Consider the following 22,456-nt stretch of genomic DNA (forward strand, 5'->3'; position numbering starts at 1 on the left):
GCTCCCTAGTGGGCCACCGCGGCAGCGCCGTGCTCGTCGACGAGCGCGCCGGTGGTGAAACGGTCGAGCGAGAAGGGGGCGTTGAGGTGGTGAGGCGTGTCGTGGGCGATGGTGTGGGCGTAGACCCAGCCGACGCCCGGGGTGGCCTTGAACCCGCCGGTTCCCCAGCCGCAGTTGAGGTAAAGGTTGTCGACGGGGCTGAGGCCGACGATCGGCGAGGCGTCGGGGCTGACGTCGACGATGCCTCCCCAGGTGCGCAGGACGTGGGCGCGGGCGAAGACCGGGAAGAGCTCCAGGGCCGCCGCCATCTGGTCCTCGATGATGTGGAAGGCGCCGCGCTGGGTGTAGGAGTTGTACGCGTCGATGCCCGCGCCCATCACCAGCTCGCCCTTGTGCGCCTGGCTGACGTACACGTGGACGGCGTTGGACATGACGACGGTGGGGTGCACCGGCTCCAGGAGCTCCGAGACCAGAGCCTGGAGTGGATGGCTCTGGACCGGGAGGTCGATGCCGGCCATGGCGGCGAGGACCGAGGTGTGGCCCGCCGAGCAGAGGGCCACCTTGCCGGCCGCGATCGGGCCCAGGTTGGTCTGGACCCCGACCACTCGGCCGCCGACCACGTCCAGGCCGGTGACCTCGCAGTTCTGGATGATGTCGATACCGGCCGCGTCCGCGGAGCGGGCGAAGCCCCAGGCCACGTAGTCGTGCTTGGCGATGCCGGCGCGAGGCTGGTAGGTGCCGCCGAGGACCGGGTAACGCACCTCGGGTGAGATGTTGACGATCGGGCAGACCTCTTTGACCTGCTCGGCGTCGAGCCACTCCGCGTCGACGCCGTTGAGGCGGTTCGCCTCGACGCGGCGGACGCTGTCGCGGACGTCCTGGAGGCTGTGGGCGAGGTTGAGGACACCGCGCTGGGAGAAGAGGATCGGGTAGTCCAGCTCCTCGTCGAGGCCCTCCCACAGTTTGAGGGCGTGCTCGTAGATGCCGGCGCTCTCGTCCCACAGGTAGTTGGAGCGGATGATCGTGGTGTTGCGGGCCATGTTGCCGCCCGCCAGCCAGCCCTTCTCCAGCACGGCGACGTTGGTGATGCCGTGGTTCTTGGCCAGGTAGTGGGCGGTGGCCAGGCCGTGGCCGCCGCCGCCCACGATCACGACGTCGTACGACGGCTTCGGCGCGGGGTTGCGCCAGAGGAAGTCCGGGTGGTCGGGGAGGTCGGCGCCGGGGGTGGTGGGGCTCATCGGGCGTCTCCTGAAGTACCGGAAAGGTGCGGGTAGAGCGGGTGCTTGGCGGCCAGGGCCTCGGTGCGGGCGCGCAGGGCCGCGATGTCGGGCTCCGGCTGGAGGGCCAGGGCTATCACGTCGGCGACCTCTGTGAAGTCCTCCTCCGTGAAGCCGCGGGTGGCCAGCGCCGGGGTGCCGATGCGCAGGCCCGAGGTGACCATCGGCGGGCGGGGGTCGAAGGGGACGGCGTTGCGGTTGACGGTGATGCCGATCTCGTGGAGGAGGTCCTCCGCCTGGCGGCCGTCCAGCGACGATTCCCGCAGGTCCACCAGGACCAGGTGGACGTCCGTGCCGCCCGTCAGGACCTTCACCCCGGCTGCCGCCGCATCCGCCTGCGTGAGACGCTCGGCCAGGATGCGGGAGCCGGCCAGCGTGCGGGCCTGGCGTTCGGCGAACTCCGGGGACGCGGCAACCTTGAAGGACACCGCCTTCGCGGCGATGACGTGCTCCAGGGGGCCGCCCTGCATGCCGGGGAACACCGCCGAGTTGATCTTCTTGGCGAGGTCGGCCTCGTTGGTGAGGATGACTCCGCCGCGCGGGCCGCCGAGCGTCTTGTGGGTGGTCGTGGTGGTGACGTGGGCGTGCGGGACCGGGTTCGGGTGCAGTCCGGCCGCCACCAGTCCGGCGAAGTGCGCCATGTCGACCATCAGCAGCGCGCCGACCTCGTCAGCGATCCGGCGGAACGCCGCGAAGTCCAGCTGCCTGGGGTAGGCCGACCAGCCCGCGATGATCATCTTGGGGCGGTGTTCCTTGGCGAGCTGCTCGACCTCGTCCATGTCGATCAGGTTGTCGGTCTCGGACACGTGGTACGGCACCACGTTCAGCATCTTGCCGCTGTAGTTGATGCGCATGCCGTGCGTGAGGTGGCCGCCGTGCGCGAGGTCCAGGCCGAGGATCGTGTCGCCGGGCTGCAGCAGCGCGAAGAACACCGCGGTGTTGGCCTGGGCGCCGGAGTGCGGCTGGACGTTGGCGTAACCGGCCCCGAAGAGGGACTTGATCCGCTCGATCGCCAGCCGCTCGGTGACGTCGACGTGTTCGCAGCCGCCGTAGTAGCGGCGGCCGGGGTAGCCCTCGGCGTACTTGTTGGTGGCGACCGAGCCCTGGGCCTCCATCACGGCGGTGGGGGCGAAGTTCTCGGAGGCGATCATCTCGAGGGTGGACTGCTGGCGGTGCAGTTCGGCGGCGAGGGCTTCGTGGACCTCGGGGTCCAGCTCCGCCAGCGGGGTGTTCAGCGCGTTCATACGGCGTTCGCGTTCCTCTCGGCGGCCTCGACGACGTTGGCCAGCAACATCGCGCGGGTCATGGGGCCCACTCCCCCGGGCATCGGCGCGAGCCAGCCGGCGACCTCGGCGGCCTCCGGGTGGATGTCGCCGACCAGCCCGTTCTCGGTGCGGGTGATGCCGACGTCCAGGACGGCCGCGCCGGGGCGCAGCATGTCCTTGGTGATCAGTCCGGGCGACCCGGCCGCAGCGATGACGATGTCCGCCTCGCGCACATGCCAGGACAGGCCCTTGGTGCCGGTGTGGCAAAGGGTGACGGTGGCGTTCTCGGAACGGCGGGTGAGGAGCAGGCCGATGGGCCGTCCGACCGTGATCCCGCGTCCGATCACGCACACCCGGGCGCCCGCGAGGGGCACCTCGTAGCGGCGGAGCAGTTCGACGATGCCGCGCGGGGTGCAGGGCAGCGGCGCCTCGGTGCCCAGGACGAGCCGGCCGAGGTTGACGGGATGCAGTCCGTCGGCGTCCTTGGCCGGGTCCATACGGGCCAGCACGGCGTTGGCGTCCAGGTGCCCCGGCAGCGGGAGCTGGACGATGTAGCCGGTGCAGGCCGGATCGGCGTTGAGTTCGTCGATGACGTCCTCGACCTGCTCCTGGGTCGCGTCCGCGGGCAGATCACGGCGGATGGAGGCGATCCCGACCTGCGCACAGTCCCGGTGCTTCCCGCCGACGTAGGCATGACTGCCGGGATCGTCCCCGACGAGGACGGTGCCAAGGCCCGGCGGCCGCCCACCGGTCGCGGTCAACTTGGCGACACGCTCGGCCAGTTCGCGGCGGATGGCGGCAGCGGTCGCTTTGCCGTCGAGCAGTTCTGCGGTCACCGAGGGCACTCCTTCGCATAGGGGAACTGCAGCTTCCGTAGGGGCGCGGGGCTGTGTCCATTTGCGGCTCCGCCGCGGGGCGCGACCAGCCACGACGCGCCTACAGACGAATGACGACCCATCGAGGCACCCCCTACGAACGACTCACCCACGGAGACGGGACATCGTCGGGTCGAACAACGGCTCCTCGGCGACGACCGCTTCGATGCGCTGATCGAAGTAGCCGATGTGCAGCGCGTTGCCGGGCACGGCAACCTCGGCCGGTAGCCACGCGTAAGCAATCCCCTTGCCGACGGTGTAGCCATACGCCGCACTGGTGACGTACCCGACGGCCCGCTCACCGTCGTACACCGGCTCCTTGCCGAGGACGACCGACTGCGGGTCATCGATCGTGAGGCAGGTCAACCTGCGCCGCACCTCGGCCTTGCGCCGCTCAAGCGCCGCCTTGCCGATGAACTCACCCTTGTCGAGCTTCACGGCGAACCCGACGCCGGCCTCGTAGGGGTCGTGCTCATAGGTCATGTCGGTGCCGAAGGACCGATACCCCTTTTCCAGGCGGAGGCTGTTGAAGGCGCCGCGGCCCGCGATGACGCCGCCGAGCGGCTTGGCCGCCTGCCACAGGGTGTCCCACAGCTTCTGGCCCTGGTCGGCGGTGGTGTACAGCTCCCAGCCGAGCTCACCGACGTACGACAGGCGCATCGCGGTCACCGGCACCGAGCCGATGTAGGCGCGCTTGGCGCGGAAGTACTTGAGGCCGTCGTTGGAGAAGTCCTCGTCCGTCAGCGGCTGCAGGACCTTGCGGGCCAGCGGGCCCCACAGGCCGATGCAGCAGGTGCCGGGGGTGGTGTCGCGGACCTGGACGGTGCCGTCGGCGGGGAGGTGGCGGGTGAACCAGTCCAGGTCCAGGTTGCCGTTGGCGCCGACCTGGAACAGGTCGCGGGCCAGGCGGGCGACGGTGACGTCGCTGCGGATGCCGCCGTCGTGGTCGAGCAGGAGGGTGTACGTCACCGAGCCGACGGACTTGGCGACCTTGCCGGTGACCAGCTTCTCCAGGAAGTCGGCGGCGCCGGGGCCGCTGACCTCGAGGCGCTTGAGGGCCGTCATGTCGTACATCGCGACGGTCTCGCGGGTGGCCTGCGCCTCGGCTCCGACGATGGGCGACCAGAACTGCGCCGCCCAGTCGTTGGGGGTCGGGATGTTGCGGCCCTCGACGAGGGACGCGTTGGCCTCGTACCACTGCGGGCGCTCCCAGCCGTTCGCCTCCAGGAAGAAGGCTCCGTGCTCCTGCTGGCGGGCGTGGAAGGGGCTGGTACGGATCGGGCGCGGCTTCCCGGACGGCTGGAGGGGGTGGAGGATGTCGTAGACCTCGACGAAGTTCTGGCAGTCGCGGGCCAGGACGTACTCCGGGGACAGCTGGTGCGGCTCGAAGCGGTTGACGTCGCACTCGTGCAGGTCGAAGGAGGAGCAGTAGCCGTCGACCAGCCATTCGGCCATGGCCCGGCCGACGCCCGCGGAGTGGGTGACCCAGACGGCCTCGGCGACCCAGAAGCCCTTGACGTCCGTCGACTCGCCGAGCAGCGGGAAGTTGTCGGTGGTGAAGGAGAACAGGCCGTTGATGCCCTCCTCGACCTTGGCCTCCTGCGTGGCGGGGAGCAGGGACTGGGTCTCGGTCCAGGCGGGCTCGAAGTCCTCCTCGGTGAACTTCAGGACCGACGGCATGTCGGCGGCCTCGTCGACGGAGAGGATCTCGTCGGCAGTGATGGGCATCGGGCGGTGGCCGTAGTAGCCGATGCCGATGCCGTCGAAGCGGTCGCGGTAGTAGAGGTCGGCGTCCTGGTGGCGCAGGATCGGACGGACCGCCTCCTCGGTCTGGCCGGCGAGCGCCGGAACGGGGCCGGTCCAGGCGAGCTGGTGGGCGAGCGGGGTCAGCGGGAGGTTCATGCCGGCCATGCGGGCGATCTTGGGGCCCCAGATGCCGGCGCAGCACACGACGATGTCGGCCGCGATCTCGCCCTGGTCGGTGAGAACGCCGGTGACGCGGCCGTCGGCCTGCTGGACGTCCAGGACCTCGTGGCGGGCCAGGAACGTCACGCCGCGCTCGGTGGCGCGGCGGATCTGCGCCTCGACGGCGAGGACTGCCTTGGCGAGGCCGTCGGTGGGGACCAGCAGGCCGCCGAGGACCTTGTCGCGGTTGACCAGCGGGTGCTGCTCCACGCACTCGTCGGCGCTCAGCAGTTTCGCCTCGATGCCCCAGGCGGTGATCCAGCCGTGGCGGCGGTGCAGTTCCGCGAGGCGCTCCGGGGTGGTCGCCACTTCGAGGCCGCCGACCTGCAGGAAGCAGGGCTTGCCGTCGACGTCGAGGGAGCAGAACTTCTCGACGGTGTAGCGGGCCAGCTCGGTCATGGTCTTGGAGGAGTTGGTCTGGAAGACCAGGCCCGGCGCGTGTGAGGTGGAGCCTCCCGTGGCGGGCAGCGGGCCCTGGTCGACCACGGTCACTTCGGTCCAGCCTCGCGCGGAGATCTCGTCAGCGAGGGCCGCTCCCACGACGCCCGCTCCGATGATCACCACTCGGGGTCCCGCCATCGCCGCACCTCCGAAATTTCAAAACCGTTGAGTTGCTTTCTGCGCAACGTGCTTCAGGTTGCGCAACTCAGCGTGCCTGTTCCCGGAAGGGGGTGTCAAGGGGTCCGTGACGTCGGAAAACGGGGCGGAACACCGCCCCGGACACGGCGATGCCCGGCGGGCGGCGCACACCAGTGCACGCCGCCCGCCGGGCATGTTCGACCGTCCGCCGAGTCCGGCTGTCAGGGCCGGGCTACTTGATCCAGGCGTCCACCTTGTCCTTGTTGGCCTCGACCCACTTCTTGGCCGCCGCGTCGTCCGTCATCTTGTCCTGGGCGATGTACTTGGCGACCTCGTTCTGGTCGTCGTTCGTCCAGGTGAAGTTCTTCACCAGGTTGTAGGCGGGGCTGCCGGCCTTGGCGAACTTCGCGCTGACGATCTTGTTGAGGTTGTAGACGGGATAGTCGCAGGCGACCTTCGCCGCGTCGGTGTCGCAGCCCGTCTTGTAGGCGGGCAGGGAGACCTTCTTCAGCGGGACCTCGGACAGGAACCACTGCGGCTCGTAGAAGTAGCCGATCACCCACTGCTTGTTCTTCTCGGCGGTGCGGAAGGCCTGGATCAGCGCCGTCTCACTGCCCGCGTACACCACCTTGAAGTCCAGCTTCAGGTTCTTCACCAGCGCCTCGTCGTGGGTGACGTACGACGGGTCGCCGTCGAGGAGCTGGCCCTTGCCGCCCGACTCGGACGTCTTGAACTTCGACGCGTACTTGTTGAGGTTCTTGTAGTCGAGGATGTCGGGGTGCGCCTTGGCCAGCCACGGCGGCACGTACCAGCCGATGAGGCCTTTGTTGCCGGTCGGGCCGGCGTCCACGGCGGTCTTCTGCTGGTCGATGTACTTCTTCACCAGGTCGGGGTGGCCCCAGTTCTCCAGGACCGCGTCGACCTCGCCGGAGCCGAAGCCCTGCCAGGCGATCTCTTCCTTGAGGTTCTTCTTGGTGACCGTACAGCCGAGGTTGTGCTGGGCGACGTACGCGACGACCGCCGCGTCCGCCTCGTAGCCCACCCACGGGTTGACGGCCAGGTTGAAGGTGCCGCACTTGCCCGAGCTTCCCGAGCCCGCGGAGGAGCTGTCTCCGACCTTCGCCCCGCCGCACGCGGTGAGGGTGAGGCCGAGGACGGCCAGGCCGGCCGCGCCGGCTCGCCAGTGTCTTGCCATGGTGTCGTGCTCCTTAAGCGCTGGCGCGGCGCGCCGCGGCCTGAGTGATCCGGTCGAACATGACTCCGAGAAGGACGATGGCCAGACCCGCGGCAAGCCCCTTCCCGTACAGCTCCCCCCGTGAGAATCCGGCCACGACGTCGTAGCCGAGGGCGCCCGCACCTACCAGGCCGCCCACAACAACCATCGACAGCACGTAGATCAGGCCCTGGTTGGTCGCAAGCGTCAGGGCACTGCGTGACATCGGCAGTTGAACCTTGGTGATGATCTGCCAGGTGTTGCACCCGGCGGAGGTGGCCGCCTCCACGGTGGTCTCGGGCACGGCCCGGATCCCGTCCGCGATGATCTTCATGGCGACGGGGGCCCCGTAGACGATCGCGGCGACGATGGCCGTGAAGCGCGTGGGGCCGAACAGCGCGAGGAACGGCACGAGGTAGACGAAGGGCGGCATGACCTGGGCGGCGTCCAGGGTGGGCCGGATCAGCCGGTCCACCATCATGCTGCGCCCCATCCACACCCCGAAGACGATGCCGAGCACCATCACCAGCACCGTCGCGACGAGCGTCGAGGCCAGCGTGGTCATGGCGTCCGACCACAGACCGGTGCCGACCAGCAGGGCCACGCACACGGCCGTGGTGGCCCCGGACTTCCAGCCGCCGAGCACCACGCCCAGCGCGACCAGCACCGCGCCGACGAGCCACCACGGGGAGTCGGTGACCAGCGTCTGGAACGGATTGAGCAGGCCGTTGGTGATGACGTCACGGATGGCGTTGGTCAGGCCCGACAGGCTGTCCTGCGCCCAGTTGGTCGCACTGTCCGCCGCACTCGCGATGTGGCTGCCGACCGTGCCGTCACCGGGGAACTCGGCCGCCCACAGATAGGTGTGCGACAGATAGATCAGGACCGCCGTGACGGCGGCACCGGCGCCCAGCAGCGGCCGCCGCCACTTCGCGAAGTCGTGCTTGGCGTTGCGCGCGTTCTCCTCGCGGGCGGCGGCCGCGGTGGTGACCCGGTCCAGGACGATCGCCATGACGACGATGGCGAGGCCCGCGTTGAAGGCCGTGCCGACGTCGAGCGACTGCAGCGACTGGAGGACGACCGGGCCGAGCCCGGGCGCGTTGATCAGGGCCGCGATGGTCACCATGGCCAGGGCGGCCATGATGGTCTGGTTGACGCCCATCACCACGGTCCGCTTGGACATCGGCAGCAGGACCTTCAGCAGCGACTGGCGGCGGGTGGCGCCGAGGGAGTCGGCTGCCTCGACCGTCGTCTTGGAGACGTTGCGGATGGCGTGCGCGGTGATGCGGATCGTCGGCGGGGCCGCGTAGATCACGGTGGCGATGGTGGCGGAGGCACCGCCGATGAGGAAGAACAGGGTCAGCGGTGCCAGGTAGACGAAGGTCGGCATCGTCTGCATGAAGTCCAGGAAGGGCGTGGCGATCCGGTTGAACCGGTCCGACAGCCCGGCCCACACCCCGAGCGGGATCGCGAACAGCAGCGCCACGAACACCGCGGAGAGGGTGAGGGAGAGGGTGTCCATGCTCTCCTGCCACAGCCCCTGCAGCCCGAAGAAGGTGAACCCGGCCACGGCCAGCAGCGCCACCCGCCAGTTGCCCACGGCCCAGGAGACGTAGCCGGCGATGCCGACGACACCGAGCCAGCCGATCTCCGGGAGCGGGCGGGCCCCGGAGGGCTGCGAGATCAGATGCTGGATGAAGGTCACCAGGTTGTCGATGACCAGCCGGATCTCGTTGAAGAAGTACAGGAAGAGCGGGTTGGAGTTGCGGTTGTCGCCGATGGAGTCGTTGAAGTCGTTGATCCACCGGTGCAGATCGGTCAGGTCGGCCGCCGCCAGCGACAGCGTCTGCTTTCCGCGCAGTACGGCGAACAGCACCAGCCAGACGACCACGATCGCGGCGAGCACCATGGGCCGGCTGATCCTGCGCGCCGCCTTGACGGGCGCAACAGGCTCTGCGGCCTCTGTTTCTTTCTCGGGTTTCTCTATGGCGACGGTCATCACGCGCCGCCTTCCTGCCCGGCGACCACCGCGAGGATCTCCTCGTCGCCGACGATGCCGAGCAGCTTGCCGTTCTCGACGACCTTGATCGGCTTGTCGGCCGCGAGCACCGCCCGGGTGGCCTCCTTCACCACGACGTCCGGGCCCAACTCGGGGCCGTCCAGCTCGTCGCCGTCCTCCGGCGCCCGCATGATCCAGCGCAGGGTGAGGACGTCGCCGCGGGGCACGTCCTTGACGAACTCGCGGACGTAGTCGTCGGCCGGGGCACCCACGAGTTCGTCGCCGGTGCCGCACTGGACCATCTTGCCGTCGCGCATGATCAGGATGCGGTCGCCCAGCTTCAGCGCCTCGGAGAGGTCGTGGGTGATGAACACCATGGTCTTGCCGACCTCGTGGTGCAGGCGGATGACCTCGTTCTGCATGTCGCGGCGGATCAGCGGGTCGAGTGCGGAGAAGGGCTCGTCGAAGAAGAGCACGTCCGGGTCTCCGGCGAGCGCCCGGGCCAGGCCGACGCGCTGCTGCATACCGCCGGAGAGCTGGTCGGGGTAGGAGTTCTCGTAGCCGGCCAGGCCTACCAGCTCGACCACTTCCATGGCCCGCTTGGTGCGCTCCGCCCTGCTCATGCCGCGGATCTCCAGGCCGAACGACACGTTGTCCACGACCCGGCGGTGGGGCAGCAGCCCGAAGTGCTGGAAGACCATGGAGAACTTGCGGCGGCGCAGGTCGCGCAGCCGGGCCCCGTCCGCCTCGCGGATGTCCTCGCCCTCGAAGACGACCTCACCTGCGGTGGGTTCGATCAGCCGGGTCAGACATCGCACCAGGGTGGACTTGCCGGAGCCGGACAGGCCCATGACGACGAAGACCTCGCCCGGCGAGACGTCGAAGTTCACGTCGCGTACGGCGGCAGTGCAGCCGGTGCGGTCCATGAGCTCACGACGGCTCAGCCCGCACAGCTCCTCGGAGTCCGGTACCCGGTCGGCCTTCGGCCCGAACACCTTCCACAGATTACGCACGGATATGACGGGCGTGCCGTCCGAGTCCTGGGGGGTGCCGCGCCGCTGCGCCACCTCGGTCTGTGTTGGGGTCACGATCGACCTCTCTTCGGCGTTCAGCCGCGGAACCAGCGCTGCGGCCGGGGTTGGATGTTCTGCCAGATGTGCTTGGGCTCTCGGTACTCGTCCAGGCCGGTCGGTCCCAGCTCCCTACCTACGCCCGAGTGCCCGAAGCCACCCCATTCCGCTTGCGGCACATAGGGGTGGTAGTCGTTGATCCACACCGTGCCGTGGCGCAGCCGCCGGGCGACCCGCTGGGCCTTGCCGGCGTCCTGCGTCCAGACGGCACCGGCGAGGCCGTACTCGGTGTCGTTGGCGATGCGTACGGCATCGTCCTCGTCGGTGAAGCGTTCGATGGTCAGCACGGGGCCGAACGACTCCTCGTGCACCACCCGCATGTCCTGCGTGCACGCGTCGAGCACGGTCGGCGGGTAGTAGTGGCCGCCTTCGAGGGCGGGGTCGGTGGGTCGCTCCCCGCCGCAGCGCAGTACGGCGCCCTCGGCGATGCCCGCGGCGACGTACGCCTCGACCTTCGCCAGGTGCTGGGCGGAGATCAGCGCTCCGGTCTCGGCGTCGGCGTCGAAGGGCCCGCCCAGGCGGATCTGCCGGGCGCGGCGGACGACCTCGTCGACGAAGCGGTCGTGCAGCGAGTCCTCGACGATCAGCCGGGCACCGGCCGAGCAGACCTGCCCGGAGTGCAGGAAGACAGCGGTGAGGGCGAAGTCGACGGCCGTCTCGAAGTCGGCGTCGGCGAAGACGACGTTGGGGTTCTTGCCGCCGAGTTCCAGCGCCACCTTCTTCACGGTGGCGGAGGCGGTGGCCATGATCCGCTTGCCGGTCTCCAGGCCTCCGGTGAAGGAGACCATGTCGACGCGCGGGTCCTCGGACAGCGGTGCGCCGACCTCCGGGCCGGTGCCCAGGACGAGGTTGGCGGCGCCGGCCGGGAGTCCGGCCTCCTCCAGTGCCTTCATCAGCAGGATGGAGGTGGAGGGGGTGAGCTCGCTGGGCTTCAGGACGATCGTGTTGCCGGCGAGCAGCGCCGGGGCGACCTTCCAACTGGCCTGCAGCAGCGGGTAGTTCCAGGGGGTGATCAGTCCGCACACGCCGACCGGCTCGTACACGACGCGGCTGACGGCGTCGTCGCGGCCGGTGTCGATCACCCGTCCGGCGTCGGTGCCGCCGATCCCGCCGTAGAAGCGGAAGCAGGAGACGACGTCGGCGATGTCGTACTCGCTCTCCACCAGCCGCTTGCCGGTGTCGAGAGACTCGGCGCGGGCGAACTCCTTGGCGTCGCGCTCGAGGATGTCGGCGGTGCGCAGCAGCAGGGCGCCGCGCTCGCGCTCGGGGGTGCGGGGCCAGGGGCCCTCGTCGAAGGCTCGGCGGGCCGCGGCGATCGCCGCCTCCGTGTCGGGACGCGTCCCTTCCGCCACGGTCGCCGAGAGGGTGCCGTCAGCGGGGCAGCGGATTTCGCGGCGCCCGCCGGCCACCGGCTCGCGCCACTCTCCGTCCACGTACAGATCTGCCACGCGCCAAGCCTTTCAAGCGAAATTCGTTGCGCATCGTGCATTCAATTGCTTGTGGTGGAACACCCTGACGAATGTCCAGACAGACGTCAAGGGGTTGACGGATGACGATTTCGCAAGAGGCCCAATGCCCCTTCCTCTCTTGACCGGGGGGCCCACCGGCCCGACCATGTTGCGTATCGCTCACCTTGTTGTGCAATACGCACCGACGGAGGCCGCACATGTCCCCTCGCCCGCAACCTGGCCGTGAGTACGTCCTCACCCTCTCGTGTCCCGACAGCGCGGGACTGGTCCACGCCGTGAGCGGCTTCCTCGTCAGGAACTCCGGCAACATCCTGGAGAGCCAGCAGTTCGATGATCGACTCCAGGGCCGCTTCTTCATGAGGGTGCACTTCGACGTTTCCGATCCAAACGCGGATCTGGAAACTCTGCGTTACCGGTTCGGTCCCGTCGCCGAGGCCTACCGCATCTCCTGGAAGCTCTGGGACGCCTCGACCCCGACCCGGACGCTGATCATGGTGTCCAAGTTCGGCCACTGCCTCAACGACCTGCTCTTCCGCCGCCGCACCGGCGCCCTCAACATCGAGATCCCCGCGATCGTCTCCAACCACCGGGACTTCGAGGGCCTGGCGGAGACCTACGGCATCCCCTTCCACCACGTCCCGGTGACCAAGGAGACCAAGCCGGAGGCCGAGGCGCGGCTGCTGGAGCTGGTGCGCGAGCTGGACGTCGACCTCGTGGTGCTCGCCCGCTACATGCAGGTCCTCTCCGACGACCTGTGCAAGCAGCTGGAAGGCCGCGCCATCAACATCCACCACTCCTTCCTGCCCAGCTTCAAGGGCGCGCGACCGTACGTCCAGGCCTATGACCGAGGAGTGAAGCTCGTCGGCGCGACGGCGCACTACGTGACCTCGGACCTGGACGAGGGCCAGATCATCGAGCAGGACGTGGTCCGCGTGGACCACTCCCTGGACCCCGGCGAGCTGGTCACGGTCGGCCGGGACGTGGAGGCCCAGGTGCTGGCGCACGCGGTGAAGTGGCACAGCGAGAGCCGGGTGATGGTGGACGGCAACCGCACGGTGGTCTTCCGCTGAGCGAACAACGACTGCGGGGCGGGTCCGAATCCGGACCCGCCCCGCAGTCGTATACAGCCGCCGGTCAGCACTCTCAGCCCGTCCGGCGTTTGAGGACGAGGCCGTTCAGGCCGAAAGCGGGGGCCTGGGGGCGGCAGCCCCCAGCAGGCCCGCTGCACCGCCCTCAGCCGCCGAGCCGCTCAAGCACAGCGCAGCGCCACGCCTCGGTCTCCGCGATCTGGTTGAAGGTGAACAGGTGCAGCCCGGCCACCCCCGCCGAGGGCGCCGTGAGGGCCCCCTCACTGCGCTCCAGCAGCCGCTGCGGTGAATAGCCCCCCGGGGCCGCGAACCGCAGGAACCACGACGCGTGCTTCGTCAGGAAGCGCGTCGACTCCCCCACCCCGATCTTCGTCGCCATCGCCAGCAGCTTGGTCCGCTGCACGGGCCCGGCGACACCCACGTACACGGGCAGGTCGACGTCCCGCCGCCGTATCCGGGCGATCCACTCCCCCAGCACGCGCGGATCGAAGCAGAGGTTGCTGACGATGTACGTGGCGTGCGCGCGCTTGTCCCACATCGCCTGGATGGTGATGTCGTCGTGGATGAGGGGGTGGCTCTCGGGATAGCCCGTGATGCCCACGCGGGCGAAGGGGTCGCCCAGCTCGGTGAGCCTGCGCAGCACCGGCAGGGCCCCGTCGTAGGCCCCGGCCGGCGGTTCCGCGTCGCCCGCCGGCACGAAGACGTCGTCCACGCCCGCCTCGCGCAGCCGCTCGACGACCTCCTTCAGATGCACCTCGTCCCGCAGCAGCCGCGCCGGCACGTGCGGCACGACGCGGTAGCCGTGCGCGGCGAGCCGGCCCGTCAGCTCGAGGGTCGGCTCCAGGCCCTTGACCGGCGACGCCGTGACCGTGACCACGACGTCGCGCGGGACATGGGCGAGGACCTTGTCCTCGGTGGCCCTGGCGGGCAGCACCTCGTAGCGGACGCTGTCCAGCAGCGCCCTCAGGCCGGCGGCACCCAAGGCCTACCCGGCCTGCTTCTGGGCGTCGCGGTGGCGGTAGTACGCGGCCTTCGACGGTGCAAGGGGCTCCTTGCCGAGGATCAGGTCGGCGGCCTTCTCGGCGACCATCATCACCGGCGCGTAGATGTTGCCGTTGGTGACGTACGGCATCACCGACGCGTCGACGACCCGCAGGCCCTCCACGCCGTGCACGCGCATGCTGGTGGGGTCGACGACGGACATCTCGTCGGTGCCCATCTTGCAGGTGCAGGACGGGTGCAGGGCGGTCTCGCCGTCCTTGGCGACCCAGTCGAGGATCTCCTCGTCCGTCTCCACGGACGGGCCGGGCGACACCTCGCCGTTGTTGAAGGGGGCGAGCGCGGGCTGGTTGAGGAGCTTGCGGGCGACGCGGATCGCCTCGACCCACTCCCTCCGGTCCTGCTCGGTGGAGAGGTAGTTGAAGCGCAGCGCCGGGTGCTCGCGCGGGTCCTTGCTCTTGATCTTCACGGAGCCGATGGCGTCGGAGTACATGGGGCCCACGTGGACCTGATAGCCGTGTCCGCCCGCGGGCACGGAGCCGTCGTAGCGGACCGCGATGGGCAGGAAGTGGAACATCAGGTTGGGGTAGTCCACGTCGTCGTTGCTACGGGCGAAGCCGCCGGCCTCGAAGTGGTTCGTGGCCGCGGGGCCCTTCCGGAACAGCCACTGCAGGCCGATGAAGGGGGCCCGCCACTTGGCCAGATACGGCTGCATGGAGACGGGCTGCTTGCAGGCGTACTGGATGTACACCTCCAGGTGGTCCTGCATGTTCTCGCCGACGCCCGGCAGGTCGTGGACGACGTCGATGCCGAGGGCGCGCAGCTCCTCCGCGTTGCCGACGCCGGACAGCTGCAGCAGCTGCGGGGAGTTGATCGCGCCGCCGCACAGGATGACTTCCTTGGCGCGGACCTGCTTCAGGGCGCCCTTGCCGCGCTGGTACTCGACACCGACGGCCTTCTTGCCCTCGAAGAGGACGCGGGTGACCAGGGCACGGGTCGTGACGGTGAGGTTGGGCCGCTTTTTGGCGGGCTTGAGGTACGCCTTCGAGGCCGACAGCCGGCGTCCGCGGTGGACGTTGCGGTCGAACTTGGCGAAGCCCTCCTGCCGGTAGCCGTTGACGTCGTCCGTCGGGGCGTAGCCGGCCTCCTGGGTGGCCTTGAGGAAGGCGCCGAAGAGAGGGTTGTCGGCCGGGCCGCGCTCCAGGACGAGGGGGCCGTCGTGGCCGCGGAACTCGTCGGCCGGGTCGGCGGCCAGGCAGTTCTCCATCCGCCGGAAGTAGGGCAGACAGTGCGCGTAGTCCCAGGTCTCCATGCCGGGGTCGGCCGCCCAGCGCTCGTAGTCCATGGGGTTGCCGCGCTGGAAGATCATGCCGTTGATGCTGCTGGAGCCGCCGAGCACCTTGCCGCGCGCGTGGTAGATGCGCCGGCCGCCCATGTGGGGCTCGGGCTCGGACTCGTACTTCCAGTCGTAGAAGCGGCTGCCGATCGGGTACGTCAGTGCCGCGGGCATGTGGATGAAGACGTCCCAGGGGTAGTCGGAGCGGCCTGCCTCCAGGACCAGCACCTTGTTCGCCGGATCAGCTGAGAGTCTGTTCGCCAGTGCACTGCCGGCCGAACCGCCGCCGACGATGACGAAGTCGTATTGGGGAGCCATGGTGCCTCGTCTCGCTCGCGCCGTAGATACGCGAGGCATGCTAGTACCAGTAGCGCTATACGCACTAGGTTGCGAGCCACGCAACTTACGAGCTGTTGATTTCGCCACGGTTACTTGCAGTGGCGTTGTTTACTGCGCGTATAGTTTCGGAGTGAGCAACCACAGCCAAGACACCGAAACGTCAAATTCGCAGGCCGGCGGAGTGCAGTCGGTCGACCGGGCCATCAGCGTCCTCGAGATCCTCGCGCAGCGCGGCGAGGCAGGGGTCAGCGAGGTGGCCGCCGAGATCGATGTTCACAAGTCCACCGCCTTCCGACTTCTCGGCGCCCTGGAGGCGCGCGGTCTGGTGGAGCAGGCGGGCGAGCGCGGCAAGTACCGGCTCGGCTTCGGCATCGTACGCCTGGCCGGCGCGGTGACGGGACGCATCGACATCACGCAGCAGGGCCGCCCGGTCTGCGAGCGGCTCGCCGAGGAGATCGGCGAGACGGTCAACATCGCGGTGCTGCAGGAGCACTACGCGATCAACCTGTACCAGGTGCGCGGCCCCGGAGCGGTCACCGCGCACAACTGGGTCGGTCAGCTGACGCCGCTGCACGCGACGTCGAGCGGCAAGGTCCTGCTCGCATTTCTGCCCGCCAAGGAGCGCGCCGCGCTGCTGGCCGAGTCCGGCCTGAAGAAGGTCACGCCGCACACCATCACCTCGAAGGCGAAGCTCGAGAAGAATCTCGCCGAGGTGCGGGAGGCCGGCTACGCCTGGACCAAGGAGGAGCTGGAGATCGGTCTGCACGCCATGGCCGCCCCGGTTCTGGACCGGGACGGCGAGGTCATCGCGGCGGTCACCGCTTCCGGGCCCTCGTACCGCTTCACGGAGGAGCGGATGCGCGAGCTCGCCCCGGTGCTGATCAAGGGTGCGGAGGAGATCAGTCACCGGATGGGGTACTTGGGCTGAGCCGCCCGCAGGAGGTGCCGCACACTGCTGCGAATCGTCTGCGGCGCCGTCGTGGCTGGTCGCGCAGTTCCCCGCCCGCGCCCCTTAGGGCGCTGCCGCGCCCAAACGCTCGTTCACCCAGTCGTGGAAGGCTCCGATGTGGTGCTCGCTGGGCACCAGCACGCCGCCCTTGGCGTACATCCGGGAGCTCATGCCGGGCTGTGTGCGCTCGCACGCGTCGAAGTCCTGGCGGTTGACGCGGTCGAAGAGTTCCACGGACCGGCTGACGTCCTTGCCGCTCTCGACGACGTGCGGGAGGTAGAGCCAGTCGCACTCGACGATCGTGCGGTCGACGGCCACCGGGTACATCCGGTGGAAGATCACGTGGTCGGGGACGAGGTTGATGAAGACCTGCGGCTTGACCGTGATCGCGTAGTAGCGGCGGTCCTGGTCGTCGGCGACCCCCGGGATGCGGTCCAGGCCCTCCGAGCCGTCGACGGTGAAGCCCTGCACCTCCTCACCGAACTCGGCGCCGTGTCCGACGTAGTACTGGGCGGCGTAGCCGTCGGCGAACTCCGGGAGCACCTCGGTGAGTTCGGGGTGGATCGTGGCGCAGTGGTAGCACTCCATGAAGTTCTCGATGATGAGCTTCCAGTTCGCCTTGACGTCGTAGACGATCCGCTTGCCGACGGACAGGTTGTCGATGTCGTAGTGCTCGATCGACTCCACGTCACCGAGGCGTGCGACGACCTCACCGATGACGTCCTCCTCGAAGGAGGGCGGGTTCTCCGCCAGGCACACCCAGACGTAGCCGAGCCATTCGCGCACGGCGACGCTGACCAGGCCGTACTCGGTGCGGCCGACGTCGGGCATCTTGGTGAGGTTGGGCGCCGCGACCAGCTTGCCGTTCAGGTCGTACGTCCAGGCGTGGTAGGGACACTGGAAGGCCCGCTTGACCTCGCCGGTCTCCTCGGTGCAGAGCTTGGCGCCGCGGTGCCGGCACACGTTGAAGTACGCGCGGATCGAGTTGTCCCGGGCGCGGGTGACGAGGATGCTCTCGCGGCCCACGTCGACGGTGCGGAAGGCGCCGGGCCTGGCCAGCTCGGAGGAGCGTGCGGCGCAGAACCACATGGTCTCGAATATGCGCTCCTGCTCCTGGGCGAAGATCGCCGGATCCGTGTAGGAGGAGCCGGGAAGGGTGGCGATCAGGCTGTCCGGCAGGCTGGTCGAGGTCACGGTGCACTCCTCGGGACACGTGGGAGAGGGGCTACGCTGCGGGCCGCAGCCGTGAGCAGCAGGCTTGGGGAAGCGCCCCGTAGGGGCGCGGGGCTGTATTGATATGCGGCTTCGCCGCGATGAGGGTCCCCCCGCTCGAGCGAAGTCGAGAGCGGGGGAGCGACCAGCCACAACGGCGCCGCGGAAGAACAACAACCCATTTCGGTGCTCATAGCGGAGCGCTGAGCTGCTTGCGCCAGCGGGTGAACAGCCGCGGCTGGTTCATCCCGAGCACGGCGACCGGCTGTCCGGCACGCCGGTAGACGGCCAGGACGTTGCGGTCGTCCGCGGCGCCCTCCTCGACCGTCACACTGTCGGCGCCGGCCGCATGACCGGCGAACTGGATCTTCACACCGTACTGGTCGGACCAGAAGTACGGCGGCCGGGGCACACCCGGCTCCACCGCGCCGCCCGCCAGCAGCGTGGCAATGGCGGCGTCGGGGCGCTCGCGCGCACCGGTCCAGTGCTCGACGCGGCGATGGGCGCCCGCACGAGGGTCGTACCAGTTGGCACAGTCGCCGACCGCGACCACGCCGGCGAGGCTGGTGCGGCCGTCCGCGCCGCACTTCACCCCGTTGTCGAGGGCGACGCCGGAGCCTTCCAGCCACTCGACGCACGGGCGGGCACCCACGCCGACGACGACGATGTCGGCGGGGACGCTGCGGCCGTCCTCGAGCAGGACGGCATCCACCTGCCGCTCCCCGCTCAGCCCCTTGACGCCCACACCGCACAACAGCCGTACGCCATGGTCGGTGTGGAGGCCGGAGACGACGGCGCCCATGGTCTCGCCGAGCGGGCCCGCAAGCGGCGTCGGGGCCGCCTCGATCACCGTCACGTCGAGCCCGAGGGCGTACGCGGTGGAGGCGACCTCGGCGCCGATGAAGCCGCCGCCGATCACCACCAGTCGTCCGCCGCGGGCCAGTTCGTCCCGCAGGGCGCGGGCGTCGTCCAGGGTGCGCAGGGTGTGCACTCCGGAAAGGCCCTCGGCGCCCGGCAGCCTGCGCGCGGCGGCACCGGTCGCGATGACGATGCCGTCCGCCCGGAGCCGGCTGCCGTCGGCGAGCCGTAGGGCGCGCTCTGTCCGGTCGAGTCCGGTGGCGCGGGCGCCGAGCAGCCACTCGGCCCGCAGGTCCTCGTCGTCCGTCTCCAGTACGAGGTCGGCTTCGCCGATCGTGCCGGCCAGGAACTCCTTGGACAGCGGGGGCCTGTCGTACGGGCGGTGGGTCTCGTCGCCGATGACGACGAGCCGTCCGTCGTAGCCCTGCTTGCGCAGTGAGCGCGCCGCCGACAGGCCGGCCAGCGAGGCGCCGACCACGGCGACCGTCCTCACGCGGGACCCCCGGCGAGACGGGAGGCGATGCAGGGCGGCAGGTTGGGAGCGTCGGTCGACACCTGGACGTAGATCATGCCGTCCTCGACGACCACCTCGTGCGTCCGCACCGGCAGCTTGGCCGGCGGGGCGTCGACGGCGCCGGTGCGCAGGTCGAACTTCGAAGCGTGCAGCGGGCATTCCACCTCGCAGCCCTCCAGCCAGCCGTCGGCGAGCGAGGCGTCCTGGTGGGTGCAGGTGTCGTCGATGGCGAAGACCTCGCCGTCGTCGGTATGGAACACCGAGACCGGCGGATCGATGTCGAGCCGGAAGGCCTCACCTCGCGGGAGATCCGCGAGACGGCACACGGGAATCATCATGACACCTCGGTGCGTATAACGAAACGGATTGCGGTAAGCGCAACATCAGTCTGAGGTCGCCCTGAACCCTTGTCAAGGAGTTCAGGGGCCCTGTTGACCCCTGCCGATTGTTGCTCTTCATGCAACTTGGCGCACTATGAGCAACACCGTTGGGGCAGGGGTCGGCACTGGGATCAGTACCTTCGAGCAGGTCAGCAGGTCAGTGACCGCGTGCGATCCAGTCCTGCAGGTGCGGGGCCTCCGCGCCGATGGTCGTCGTGTCCCCGTGACCGGTGTGCACGACGGTGTCGCCGGGCAGGGCCAGCAGCCGCTCGCGGATGGACTCGATGATGGTCGGGAAGTGGCTGTACGACCTTCCCGTGGCCCCTGGGCCGCCCGCGAAGAGCGTGTCACCGCTGAAGAGTGCGCCGAGCGCCGGCGCGTACAGACAGACCGCTCCGGGGGCGTGGCCGGGCGTGTGCAGCACGGTCAGCTCGACGCCCGCCACCGTCAGGGCCTGGCCGTCGGCCAGTTCGGCGTCGGGCGCCCGCTCCGGGTGGGTCTGCTTCCACAGCGGCAGGTCGTCCGGATGGAGGAGGACCGGGCCGCCGGTGCGCGCCGCGAGGCCGGGCGCGGCGTCGATGTGGTCGTTGTGGGCGTGGGTGCACACGATCGCCCGCAGGGTCCGGCCCCCGACGGCCTCGGCGATGGCCTCGGCGTCATGGGCCGCGTCGATGACGATCACCTCGTGGTCGTCGCCGATGATCCACACGTTGTTGTCGACGTCCCAGGTGCCGCCGTCCAGCGAGAACGTGCCCGAGGTGACGAGGTGTTCGATGCGTGCCGCCATCAGAGCACCACCACCGAGCGCAGCACGTCGCCGCCGTGCATCCGCTCGAAGGCCTTCTCCACCTCGTCGAGAGCGATGGTCTCGGTGACGAAGGCGTCCAGGTTCAGGCGGCCCTGCAGATAGAGGTCGATGAGCATCGGGAAGTCGCGGGAGGGCAGGCAGTCGCCGTACCAACTCGACTTGAGCGCGCCGCCACGGCCGAACACGTCCAGCAGCGGCAGCTCCAGCTTCATCTCCGGGGTCGGCACACCCACCAGGACGACCGTGCCGGCGAGGTCGCGGGCGTAGAAGGCCTGCTTGTACGTCTCCGGGCGGCCGACCGCCTCGATGACGACGTCGGCGCCGTGGCCGCCGGTCAGCTCGCGGATCGCCTCGACGGGGTCGGACTCCTTGGAGTTGACGGTGTGGGTCGCGCCCAGCTTGCGGGCGGTCTCCAGCTTCCGGTCGTCCAGGTCCACCGCGATGATCTTCGCGGCGCCGGCCAGATTCGACCCGACGATCGCGGCGTCGCCGACGCCACCGCAGCCGATGACCGCCACGCTGTCGCCGCGGCCGACGTCGCCGGTGTTGATCGCGGCGCCGATGCCCGCCATCACGCCGCAGCCCAGCAGACCGGCGGCGGCCGCGGAGGCGGCGCGGTCGACCTTGGTGCACTGCCCCGCCGCGACCAGCGTCTTCTCCGCGAACGCGCCGATGCCCAGCGCCGGGGACAGCTCGGTGCCGTCCTCAAGGGTCATCTTCTGCTTGGCGTTGTGGGTGTTGAAGCAGTACCAGGGCCGTCCGCGCAGACAGGCCCGGCACTGCCCGCACACGGCACGCCAGTTGAGGATCACGAAGTCGCCGGGGGCGACATCGGTGACGCCCTCCCCCACCGCCTCCACCACACCCGCGGCCTCGTGGCCGAGCAGGAAGGGGAAGTCGTCGTTGATGCCGCCCTCGCGGTAGTGCAGATCGGTGTGGCAGACCCCGCAGGCCTCGACCTTCACCAGCGCCTCACCCGGTCCGGGGTCGGGCACGATGATCGTCTCCAGGCTGACGGGGGCGCCCTTGCCCCGCGCGACGACTCCACGGACCTGGTGCGTCATGGCCACTCCTCGGCTGGTACGAGACCTGAGTCTGATGTTGCTCAATGCGGCACACATCTCATGTGCCGCAACACAGCATCGTGGAGCGCCGACCGGGGGTCAAGGTCTCGGATGCGCCGTTCGACCGGCGTCGTCGCCGCCCGACCGGTGATAGCGTTGCCCGGAATTTACGGAGAGCCGATGGAACGACGCCAGCTGGAATACTTCATCGCCGTTGCCGAGCACGGCGGATTCACAGCCGCGGCCATTGCACTCCATGTCGCACAGCCCTCCCTGTCGCATGCGATCCGGGCGCTGGAGCGCGAATTCGGCGGCAGTCTGTTTCACCGGCTGCCGCACGGCGTCGTACTCACCGCGGCGGGTGAGGCACTGGTTCAACCGGCCCAACAAGTGCTGCGGGATCTGTCCACGGCCGGCGCCCTGGTCCGCGAGGTCCTCGGACTCAGCGGCGGCCGGCTCGACATCGTTTCGCAGACGACCCTGTCGGTCGATCCGCTCGCCGGCATGCTGGGACGCTTTCACCGCGCGCATCCCAAGGTCTCCGTGCGCGTGGTCGATCCGGAGCGGGGAGCCGCCGTGGCGCACATGGTCGCGGCCGGCCAGTGCGAGCTCGGTCTGGTGGACGCCTCGGTGCCCACGGCGGACCTGAGCAGCATCGACCTGCCGGCGCAGGAGATGCATGTCGTCCTGCCCCCCGACCACCCGCATCCGGCCGGCCCCACCATCACCTCGCGCGAACTCGCCGCGCTGGACCTGATCGTGACCCCGCCGGGCACCGAAACCCGCGCGGCGCTGGACGATGTGTGCACCGCGCTCGGCGTCGCGCCGCGGATCGTGGTGGAGACCGCGCACCGCGCGATGATCGTGCCGCTCGTCCTCTCCGGCGTCGGCGCGTCCCTGCTGCCCGCCTCCATGGCCCAGGACGCAGCACTCCGCGGGGCCCGGATGCTCTCCAACCGTCCGCGGCTGCTGCGCCACGGCCGACTGGTCTGGCGCCCGGGCCCCCTGTCGCCCGCGGCCCAGGCGTTCGTGGACCTGGCATCCGCGCCCGTCCCGCCACCCGAGCAGGCAGCGAAGCTCCAGGTATAGAAACTTTCTACCGCCTTCATTCAAAACCGGTCCAGCCGGATTCACGCT

The 22,456-nt window shown here is 69.5% G+C and carries 18 protein-coding genes; 3 read left to right on the forward strand and 15 right to left on the reverse strand.

Annotation, left to right across the window (positions count from 1 at the left end; genetic code table 11):
• Positions 1-5 precede the first annotated feature (5 nt).
• From EDD92_RS07440 to EDD92_RS07475, 8 genes are all read right to left on the reverse strand, one after another.
• Positions 6-1,238, reverse strand: a complete 1,233-nt coding sequence (locus EDD92_RS07440) for a sarcosine oxidase subunit beta family protein (RefSeq protein ID WP_123963568.1) — start codon at positions 1,236-1,238, stop codon at positions 6-8.
• Positions 1,235-2,521 (reverse strand): serine hydroxymethyltransferase, encoded by a 1,287-nt coding sequence (gene glyA, locus EDD92_RS07445; protein WP_123963569.1) that lies wholly within the window; start codon positions 2,519-2,521, stop codon positions 1,235-1,237. The genes EDD92_RS07440 and glyA overlap by 4 nt, the downstream gene beginning before the upstream one ends.
• On the reverse strand, positions 2,518-3,378 hold the full coding sequence (locus EDD92_RS07450) for a bifunctional methylenetetrahydrofolate dehydrogenase/methenyltetrahydrofolate cyclohydrolase (RefSeq protein WP_123963570.1): 861 nt from the start codon (positions 3,376-3,378) through the stop codon (positions 2,518-2,520). Before EDD92_RS07450 ends, glyA begins: the two co-directional genes overlap by 4 nt.
• 144 nt (positions 3,379-3,522) lie before the next feature.
• Positions 3,523-5,961 carry an FAD-dependent oxidoreductase gene (locus tag EDD92_RS07455; protein WP_123963571.1) on the reverse strand — a complete coding sequence of 813 codons (2,439 nt, stop codon included), beginning with the start codon at positions 5,959-5,961 and terminating at the stop codon, positions 3,523-3,525.
• Between the two features lie 232 nt (positions 5,962-6,193).
• Positions 6,194-7,156 (reverse strand): ABC transporter substrate-binding protein, encoded by a 963-nt coding sequence (locus EDD92_RS07460; RefSeq protein WP_123963572.1) that lies wholly within the window; start codon positions 7,154-7,156, stop codon positions 6,194-6,196.
• A 13-nt stretch (positions 7,157-7,169) separates the two neighbouring features.
• The gene (locus tag EDD92_RS07465; protein ID WP_123963573.1) at positions 7,170-9,173 is read right to left on the reverse strand and encodes a proline/glycine betaine ABC transporter permease; all 2,004 of its coding nucleotides are present in this window, start codon (positions 9,171-9,173) and stop codon (positions 7,170-7,172) included.
• On the reverse strand, positions 9,173-10,261 hold the full coding sequence (locus tag EDD92_RS07470; RefSeq protein WP_123963574.1) for a glycine betaine/L-proline ABC transporter ATP-binding protein: 1,089 nt from the start codon (positions 10,259-10,261) through the stop codon (positions 9,173-9,175). The genes EDD92_RS07465 and EDD92_RS07470 overlap by 1 nt, the downstream gene beginning before the upstream one ends.
• Positions 10,262-10,281: 20 nt before the next feature.
• The gene (locus EDD92_RS07475) at positions 10,282-11,751 is read right to left on the reverse strand and encodes an aldehyde dehydrogenase family protein (protein ID WP_123963575.1); all 1,470 of its coding nucleotides are present in this window, start codon (positions 11,749-11,751) and stop codon (positions 10,282-10,284) included.
• A gap of 218 nt (positions 11,752-11,969) precedes the next feature.
• Between EDD92_RS07475 and purU the strand changes: the two genes are divergently transcribed.
• On the forward strand, positions 11,970-12,842 hold the full coding sequence (gene purU, locus EDD92_RS07480; RefSeq protein WP_123963576.1) for a formyltetrahydrofolate deformylase: 873 nt from the start codon (positions 11,970-11,972) through the stop codon (positions 12,840-12,842).
• A 163-nt stretch (positions 12,843-13,005) separates the two neighbouring features.
• Here the strand turns inward: purU and EDD92_RS07485 are convergent, their stop codons facing one another.
• Both EDD92_RS07485 and betA read right to left on the reverse strand, forming a co-directional pair.
• Positions 13,006-13,842 (reverse strand): methylenetetrahydrofolate reductase, encoded by an 837-nt coding sequence (locus EDD92_RS07485; RefSeq protein ID WP_123963577.1) that lies wholly within the window; start codon positions 13,840-13,842, stop codon positions 13,006-13,008.
• A 3-nt stretch (positions 13,843-13,845) separates the two neighbouring features.
• Complete coding sequence (betA, locus tag EDD92_RS07490; protein WP_123963578.1) at positions 13,846-15,513, reverse strand: choline dehydrogenase; 1,668 nt, start codon at positions 15,511-15,513, stop codon at positions 13,846-13,848.
• Between the two features lie 202 nt (positions 15,514-15,715).
• Between betA and EDD92_RS07495 the strand changes: the two genes are divergently transcribed.
• Positions 15,716-16,462, forward strand: a complete 747-nt coding sequence (locus EDD92_RS07495) for an IclR family transcriptional regulator (protein ID WP_123970310.1) — start codon at positions 15,716-15,718, stop codon at positions 16,460-16,462.
• 84 nt (positions 16,463-16,546) lie between these two features.
• Here EDD92_RS07495 and EDD92_RS07500 read toward each other — a convergent pair whose 3' ends face one another.
• From EDD92_RS07500 to EDD92_RS07525, 5 genes are all read right to left on the reverse strand, one after another.
• The gene (locus tag EDD92_RS07500) at positions 16,547-17,677 is read right to left on the reverse strand and encodes an aromatic ring-hydroxylating dioxygenase subunit alpha (protein WP_123963579.1); all 1,131 of its coding nucleotides are present in this window, start codon (positions 17,675-17,677) and stop codon (positions 16,547-16,549) included.
• 208 nt (positions 17,678-17,885) lie between these two features.
• On the reverse strand, positions 17,886-19,046 hold the full coding sequence (locus EDD92_RS07510) for an NAD(P)/FAD-dependent oxidoreductase (RefSeq protein ID WP_123963581.1): 1,161 nt from the start codon (positions 19,044-19,046) through the stop codon (positions 17,886-17,888).
• Positions 19,043-19,405, reverse strand: coding sequence for a bifunctional 3-phenylpropionate/cinnamic acid dioxygenase ferredoxin subunit (locus EDD92_RS07515; protein WP_030928447.1), 363 nt, complete (start codon positions 19,403-19,405; stop codon positions 19,043-19,045). Before EDD92_RS07515 ends, EDD92_RS07510 begins: the two co-directional genes overlap by 4 nt.
• A 199-nt stretch (positions 19,406-19,604) precedes the next feature.
• Positions 19,605-20,234, reverse strand: coding sequence for an MBL fold metallo-hydrolase (locus EDD92_RS07520; protein ID WP_123963582.1), 630 nt, complete (start codon positions 20,232-20,234; stop codon positions 19,605-19,607).
• Entirely contained in the window at positions 20,234-21,319 is a 1,086-nt protein-coding gene (locus tag EDD92_RS07525; protein WP_123963583.1) for an S-(hydroxymethyl)mycothiol dehydrogenase, read from the reverse strand. The genes EDD92_RS07520 and EDD92_RS07525 overlap by 1 nt, the downstream gene beginning before the upstream one ends.
• A gap of 180 nt (positions 21,320-21,499) precedes the next feature.
• On the opposite strand from EDD92_RS07525, the gene EDD92_RS07530 reads away from it, so the two are divergent.
• Positions 21,500-22,408, forward strand: coding sequence for a LysR family transcriptional regulator (locus EDD92_RS07530; RefSeq protein ID WP_123963584.1), 909 nt, complete (start codon positions 21,500-21,502; stop codon positions 22,406-22,408).
• Positions 22,409-22,456: the final 48 nt, after the last annotated feature.

Origin of the sequence: Streptomyces sp. TLI_185 (assembly GCF_003814765.1) — a bacterium.
In the GTDB taxonomy this organism is placed as follows: domain Bacteria; phylum Actinomycetota; class Actinomycetes; order Streptomycetales; family Streptomycetaceae; genus Streptomyces.

Excerpts from the sequence above, each read along its gene's own strand:
- EDD92_RS07520 (WP_123963582.1), bottom strand. The coding sequence starts at position 20,234 with ATGGCGGCACGCATCGAACACCTCGTCACCTCGGGCACGTTCTCGCTG.
- EDD92_RS07530 (WP_123963584.1), top strand. The coding sequence starts at position 21,500 with ATGGAACGACGCCAGCTGGAATACTTCATCGCCGTTGCCGAGCACGGC.
- EDD92_RS07460 (WP_123963572.1), bottom strand. The coding sequence starts at position 7,156 with ATGGCAAGACACTGGCGAGCCGGCGCGGCCGGCCTGGCCGTCCTCGGC.
- EDD92_RS07440 (WP_123963568.1), bottom strand. The coding sequence starts at position 1,238 with ATGAGCCCCACCACCCCCGGCGCCGACCTCCCCGACCACCCGGACTTC.
- EDD92_RS07525 (WP_123963583.1), bottom strand. The coding sequence starts at position 21,319 with ATGACGCACCAGGTCCGTGGAGTCGTCGCGCGGGGCAAGGGCGCCCCC.
- EDD92_RS07515 (WP_030928447.1), bottom strand. The coding sequence starts at position 19,405 with ATGATGATTCCCGTGTGCCGTCTCGCGGATCTCCCGCGAGGTGAGGCC.
- betA (WP_123963578.1), bottom strand. The coding sequence starts at position 15,513 with ATGGCTCCCCAATACGACTTCGTCATCGTCGGCGGCGGTTCGGCCGGC.
- glyA (WP_123963569.1), bottom strand. The coding sequence starts at position 2,521 with ATGAACGCGCTGAACACCCCGCTGGCGGAGCTGGACCCCGAGGTCCAC.
- purU (WP_123963576.1), top strand. The coding sequence starts at position 11,970 with ATGTCCCCTCGCCCGCAACCTGGCCGTGAGTACGTCCTCACCCTCTCG.
- EDD92_RS07455 (WP_123963571.1), bottom strand. The coding sequence starts at position 5,961 with ATGGCGGGACCCCGAGTGGTGATCATCGGAGCGGGCGTCGTGGGAGCG.
- EDD92_RS07465 (WP_123963573.1), bottom strand. The coding sequence starts at position 9,173 with ATGACCGTCGCCATAGAGAAACCCGAGAAAGAAACAGAGGCCGCAGAG.